A 6,727-nucleotide genomic window follows, 5' to 3' on the forward strand; every position below is an offset into this window, starting at 1 on the left:
TTGAAACCAATAATGACATCGTTTTTAATTATTTTTTAATATATTTGTTAAATACCAGAAAATTACATCCACCGATTTTTCCCATCGCCTAACGTATAGTAAAGCGCTTCTTCTACATTCGTTACACCGATCACTTCTACATGGTTCGGAACATTCCACCCGCTTAGGTTGCTTTTTGGGATAATCATGCGCTGAAATCCCAATTTTATCGCTTCTTGTACCCTTTGTTCAATGCGCGAAACGCGGCGTACTTCTCCAGTTAACCCTACTTCCCCGATAATCACATCAGCGGGATTTGTCGGTTGATCACGAAAACTCGAAGCAATACTTACCGCAATCGCTAAGTCAATAGCCGGTTCATCCAGCTTAATTCCCCCGGCTACTTTCAAATAAGCATCTTGATTTTGCAACAGTAACCCTACTCGTTTTTCAAGTACAGCCATTAACAACGAAACACGATTATGATCAATCCCTGTTGCCATTCGTCTCGGTGTACCAAAGCTAGTCGGAGAAACCAATGCTTGTATTTCTACTAAAACAGGCCTTGTTCCTTCCATTGACGCCACAACAGTTGAGCCTGCTGCTCCTTTAGAACGTTCTTCAAGAAAAATTTCTGATGGATTTGTCACCTCAGCAAGACCCGTTTCCTTCATCTCAAAAATGCCGATTTCATTTGTTGAACCAAAACGGTTTTTTACAGCACGTAAAATGCGATACGTATGATGGCGTTCTCCTTCAAAATATAGAACCGTATCTACCATGTGTTCTAATATTCGTGGACCAGCGAGGGATCCCTCTTTCGTCACATGGCCAACGATAAAAATGGCAATCCCTTTCGTCTTTGCAATCCGCATTAGCTCAGCCGTGCATTCACGCACTTGTGAAACGCTTCCGGGAGCTGATGTAATCTCGGAACGATAAATCGTTTGAATGGAATCGATAATCACAAAAGATGGTTTCGTCTCTTCAATAGCTTGAGCAATATATTCTAAATTGGTTTCTGACAGTACGTACAATTGTTCAGCAACTACTTGCAATCGCTCGGCACGCAGCTTTGTTTGTTTCACCGATTCTTCTCCAGAAATATATAATACTTTGTGCTGTTTCAGCGCTAATTGAGCAGATATTTGTAACAACAACGTTGATTTGCCGATGCCGGGATCACCGCCAATTAATACGAGCGAACCACGAACAATTCCTCCGCCTAACACGCGATTAAACTCCATTAAATCTGTTTCGATTCTCGGTTCACGCGTCGTTTCGACTGTTGTAATCGAAACTGGTTTTGTGATCATCGCTTCATCTGTGTGAAGAAACAAAGCTCGTGAATGCGATTTGACAGCTTCTATTTCTTCAGCCATCGAGTTCCAAGCACCGCAACCTGGGCATTTCCCCATCCATTTCGGCGTTTCGTATCCACAATGTTGACAAACAAACTTTGTTTTTCTTTTCACCATGGTCCAATTCCTTTCTTATGTAGATGAAAAACAAGGTATGCCTCTAGCTGCATACCTTGTTTTTTCTTCTATTTACCCAACAACCTCGTTTGTTAATACAACAAATTGCCCATCTTTCACATCTACTGTTACTTTTTGTCCTTTGCCGATCGTTCCTTTTAACAATTCTTCTGACAAACGATCTTCAATATGTTTTTGAATCGCGCGACGTAACGGGCGAGCTCCATACTCTCGATCATATCCTTCTTCCGCTAGTTTTTCGATTGCCGCATCTGTTAACTCAAGCTCAATTTCTTGTTCTTTTAAACGTTTTTTCAACTGCTCAACCATTAACGTAACAATTTCTTTTAAGTGTTTTTTCTCTAAAGAATGGAAGACGATAATTTCGTCAATTCGGTTTAGGAATTCTGGACGAAATGCCTTTTTCAATTCATCCATCACTTTGCCTTTCATATCTTTGTATTGCTGGCTTTCATCTTGCACATTAAATCCAACATACTTGTTACGTTTTAATGCATCCGCACCAACGTTAGAAGTCATGATCACAATTGTATTTCGGAAATCAACGGTACGGCCTTTCGAATCGGTTAAACGACCATCTTCAAGCACTTGTAAAAGGATATTAAACACATCTGGATGCGCTTTTTCTATTTCGTCTAATAAAATGACCGAATATGGCTTGCGGCGAACTTTTTCTGTTAGTTGTCCCCCTTCTTCGTAACCGACATAACCAGGAGGAGAACCGATCAGACGAGATGTTGAATGTTTCTCCATATATTCAGACATATCGATTCGAATAAGTGCATCTTCATCGCCAAACATCGCTTCAGCAAGCGCTCTTGCTAATTCTGTTTTTCCAACTCCTGTTGGACCTAAGAAGATAAATGAACCGATTGGGCGTTTTGGATCTTTTAATCCAGCACGCGCGCGACGAACTGCTTTCGCTACAGCTTTTACAGCTTCTTCTTGACCGATCACGCGTGAATGAAGAATTTCTTCAAGCTTTAACAAACGTTCTGTTTCGGTTTGCGCCAATTTCGATACTGGAATACCCGTCCAACTTGACACAACCATCGCAATATCTTCAACAGTTACTTCGGAGTTTTCTTGTCCTTGTTTCTCTTTCCAAGCCCGTTTTGTTTCTTCAAGCTGTTCGCGCAATTTTTGTTCTGCATCGCGCAATGATGCCGCTTTTTCAAACTCTTGGCTTTGCACAGCTGCGTCTTTTTCTTTTCGAATTTCTTCTAGCTTCTGTTCAAGTTCTTTTAAATTTGGTGGCGTAGTAAAGGAACGCAAACGAACTTTTGAGCAAGCTTCGTCAATTAAGTCGATCGCTTTATCTGGTAAGAAACGATCGGAAATATAACGATCAGATAACTTTACAGCTTGAACGATCGCTTCATCAGAAATAGAAACGCGATGGTGCGCTTCATAACGGTCTCGCAATCCTTTTAAAATTTGAATGGATTCTTCGATCGTCGGCTCCTCTACATAAATCGGTTGGAAACGTCTTTCTAAAGCCGGATCCTTTTCAATGTATTTTCGGTACTCATCCAGCGTTGTTGCACCGATGCACTGCAACTCGCCGCGGGCAAGGGAAGGCTTCAAAATATTTGAAGCGTCAATTGCTCCCTCTGCTCCTCCAGCACCAATCAACGTATGCAATTCATCGATAAACAAAATGATATTTCCTGCTTGACGTATTTCATCCATCACTTTTTTCAAACGATCTTCAAATTCACCGCGATATTTCGTTCCAGCAACAACCGTACCCATATCGAGCGTCATAACTCGCTTATCTCGAAGCGTTTCTGGCACTTCATTATTAACGATTTGTTGAGCCAATCCTTCAGCAATAGCGGTTTTTCCTACCCCAGGTTCCCCGATCAAAACAGGGTTATTTTTTGTTCTTCGGCTTAATACCTCGATGACACGTTGGATTTCTTTATTTCTCCCAATAACAGGGTCTAAGCCCCCTTCTCTTGCAATTGCGGTTAAATCACGGGCAAGGCTGTCTAGTGTCGGTGTATTCACATGTGTTGTTGTGCCTCCATGGTGCCCAGAAACAGATTCGTTGCTTCCTAACAATTGCAATACTTGCTGGCGCGCCTTATTAAGGCTAACACCTAAATTATTTAAAACGCGAGCTGCTACTCCTTCTCCTTCGCGAATTAACCCGAGCAAAATATGTTCAGTGCCGACATAAGAATGGCCGAGTTTACGCGCCTCATCCATTGATAATTCAATTACTTTTTTCGCACGAGGAGTATAATGAATCGTTTGCCCTACTTCGCTTCCGCGACCAATTAATGATTCCACTTCTTTTTGAATTTTTTCAGGACCTAAACCTAGTGCCATTAAAGCTTTTGCAGCAATTCCTTCACCTTCACGAATTAAACCAAGCAAAATGTGCTCTGTACCGATATTATTATGTCCTAAGCGAATCGCTTCTTCTTGAGCTAACGCTAAAACTTTTTGCGCACGCTCAGTGAATCGACCAAACATCATTTCTCATCACCCTCCGTTTTTTTCACTTATTTTTCCAGCTATTTAGACGTTCTCGAATAAGTGCAGCTCTGCGAATATCTCTTTCATGAGGTCGTAGAGCTCCGCCTGCATATCGTTGTAAAAAACCAGGCTGCGTTAAAATCATCAGTTCGTTTAAAATGTTTTTTGGCACATCTTTAATATAACCTAAGTCAATTCCTAACCGAACGTCGGAGAGACGCTGCGCCGCTTCCTTCGATTCAATAATTCGGCTATTCATTAATATGCCGTAAGAACGAAATATTCTGTCTTCTAATTGTATGTTTGAAGTTTTTACTAATGCCTCACGCGCCATTCTCTCTTGTTCAATCAGTTGGCGAACGACGCCTTTTAAATCTTCAACGATATCTTCCTCAGATTTTCCTAATGTGATTTGATTGGATATTTGAAAGATGTTTCCTAAAGCCTCACTACCCTCTCCGTATGTGCCACGAACAACCAATCCAAGCTGATTAATAGCCGGAATAATCCGATTCATCTGTTGAGTTAAAATAAGAGCAGGCAAATGCATCATAACGGAGGCTCTTAATCCTGTACCTACATTCGTCGGACAACTTGTTAAATATCCCCTTTGTTCATCAAAAGCGTAATCGACATGTTCTTCAATCCAGTCATCCAATTCATTTGCGACTTGAAGCGCTTCTGTTAGTTGGAAACCAGGGAACAGACATTGAATACGAATATGGTCTTCCTCGTTAATCATAATGCTTGCTTCTTCATTCTCCGATAAAAGACAAGCTCCAAAAACAGCATCTTCTGCTAGGTGTGGACTAATCAAATGCTTTTCTACTAATACTCTTTTTTCAATTGGTTGGAGCTCATTCATTTTTAAGAGAACGAATCGACCAATATGACCATAACTCTTTCCAGAAAAAGTAATCTCAAAGAAACGAACAATTTGCAAAGCTTCCTCATTTGTAAATACAGTTGGAAAGGAAAAATTTTTAATATTTCTCGCTAAGCGAATGCGACTACTTAATACAATATCAGAATCGGGGCCTTCTTGATTCATCCATGAGCTAAGTGCCCGGTTAAAAAACTGATGAAATTCCATCGCTTAAAAGCCCCCTTCCCCATTCAATTTCATTTCAAGGGCACGAATTTGGTCGCGAACTTCTGCAGCTTTTTCAAATTCTTCTCTTACAATAAGCTCTTGTAATTTTTGCTTTAACTGTTCGATTTGCTTACGCACATAGATGTTTCCGCCGATTCTCTTCGGAATTTTTCCGGCATGCAGCGTATTTCCGCTATGCAAGCGACGCAAAATCGGATTTAAGTAATTCTGAAACGTTTCATAACAATCCGAACAACCAAATTTCCCTACCTTTACAAATTGAGAATACGTCATTTTGCAACGTTCACATTGCAAAATTTCTTGATTATGAAATGGCGTTGCTTTTGCTTCTTTAATCGATGAATCCATGTTCAATAGTCCCGCAAGTAAATTGTTAATGGAGAATCCTGAACTATCAGGGAAAATAAACATTTCCCCTTTTTCATGAGCACATTGCTCACATAAATGAATTTCCGTTTTTTCACCATTAATAATTTTGGTAAAATGGAGCGTCGCTGGTCTTTGCTTGCATTCTTGACATATCAACGTATCCACCTCTCTCCCCACTCACGAATTGTATTTTAGAGATGTAAGCATCGCTTTTAATATTCTTGCGCGTAATTGATCACGTTGAGGAAGATCGATTGATAAAACGGTGCGATCGATAACACTTAACATAATATTCGCTTCACGCTTCGAAATTACCTTTTCATCCACTAAACGTTGAATAATATGTTCTGCATTTGTCTGGCTCATTCGCTCTTGGATTAACGACAAAAGATGATCAATTAACTGCGAAGAATTTTGTGTTTTTACTTTTGTAATGCGAATATATCCTCCGCCTCCACGCTTACTTTCAACAATATATCCTCTCTCTAAAGTAAAGCGTGTATTGATTACATAATTAATTTGCGAAGGAACACATTGAAATTTATCAGCAATTTCACTTCTTTTAATTTCAACAATATCTCGCCCGCTCATACTTAGCACTTGTTTCAAATATTGCTCAATGACATCAGAGATATTCCTCACATAATCCCTCCTCTGTCAATTGACTTTGACTATATTTGACTTTACTTTTAATATATATTGAATTCAAATAAAATGCAAGAAAACAATCCTTTTTCACATATTATTTTTTCCATTTTCAATTGAATCAAAACAATCATTCAAACAATATTTTAAATGTTGTAAAAAACAAAAAGGCCAAGACTGGATCAACCAATCTTGGCCTTTTTGCCCGGCAACGTCCTACTCTCGCAGGGGCCCCAGCCCCAACTACCATCGGCGCTGGAGAGCTTAACTTCCGTGTTCGGGATGGGAACGGGTGTGTCCTCTCCGCTATCGTCACCGAGCCAACTTTTATTGAAGGATTCATTCCTTCAAAACTAGATAACAGGCTCTGATGTCTAGCCTCAAACTAGCATCCTCCTCCGTTCCGCTTTCTCCGTCGAAATGCAAGCATTTCTTCGTCGAAAGCTACTACTTCCGTCGGATGCTTCCTTGGCATTCGCCAAGGACCGTTCTCGGCTTTTCCCGGTTTAGTTAAGTCCTCGATCGATTAGTATCCGTCAGCTCCACGTGTCGCCACGCTTCCACCTCGGACCTATCAACCTCGTCATCTTCGAGGGATCTTACTCGCTTAACGCGATGGGAAATCTCATCTTGA

5 protein-coding genes and 2 rRNA genes are annotated in these 6,727 nt (G+C 40.5%); all 7 read right to left on the reverse strand.

What is annotated here, in order from left to right:
* Window positions 1-62: 62 nt before the first annotated feature.
* Window positions 63-1,457, reverse strand: a complete 1,395-nt coding sequence (gene radA, locus EDD69_RS13020; RefSeq protein ID WP_132949362.1) for a DNA repair protein RadA — start codon at window positions 1,455-1,457, stop codon at window positions 63-65.
* Between the two features lie 72 nt (window positions 1,458-1,529).
* Entirely contained in the window at window positions 1,530-3,965 is a 2,436-nt protein-coding gene (gene clpC / locus EDD69_RS13025; RefSeq protein ID WP_132949363.1) for an ATP-dependent protease ATP-binding subunit ClpC, read from the reverse strand.
* Window positions 3,966-3,987: 22 nt separating this feature from the next.
* Window positions 3,988-5,058, reverse strand: coding sequence for a protein-arginine kinase McsB (gene mcsB, locus EDD69_RS13030; RefSeq protein WP_132949364.1), 1,071 nt, complete (start codon window positions 5,056-5,058; stop codon window positions 3,988-3,990).
* 3 nt (window positions 5,059-5,061) lie between these two features.
* Entirely contained in the window at window positions 5,062-5,604 is a 543-nt protein-coding gene (gene mcsA / locus EDD69_RS13035) for a protein-arginine kinase activator protein McsA (RefSeq protein ID WP_132949367.1), read from the reverse strand.
* A 21-nt stretch (window positions 5,605-5,625) separates the two neighbouring features.
* Entirely contained in the window at window positions 5,626-6,090 is a 465-nt protein-coding gene (locus tag EDD69_RS13040; protein WP_132949365.1) for a CtsR family transcriptional regulator, read from the reverse strand.
* Between the two features lie 206 nt (window positions 6,091-6,296).
* Window positions 6,297-6,413 (reverse strand): 5S ribosomal RNA (gene rrf, locus EDD69_RS13045).
* Between the two features lie 186 nt (window positions 6,414-6,599).
* Window positions 6,600-6,727 (reverse strand): 23S ribosomal RNA (locus tag EDD69_RS13050); the annotation flags it as partial.

The sequence above is a fragment of the Thermolongibacillus altinsuensis genome, from assembly GCF_004341205.1.
Taxonomy (GTDB): Bacteria; Bacillota; Bacilli; order Bacillales; family Anoxybacillaceae; genus Thermolongibacillus; species Thermolongibacillus altinsuensis.

Coding starts and splice junctions, on each gene's coding strand:
- mcsB (WP_132949364.1), bottom strand. CDS start 5,058: ATGGAATTTCATCAGTTTTTTAACCGGGCACTTAGCTCATGGATGAAT.
- clpC (WP_132949363.1), bottom strand. CDS start 3,965: ATGATGTTTGGTCGATTCACTGAGCGTGCGCAAAAAGTTTTAGCGTTA.
- radA (WP_132949362.1), bottom strand. CDS start 1,457: ATGGTGAAAAGAAAAACAAAGTTTGTTTGTCAACATTGTGGATACGAA.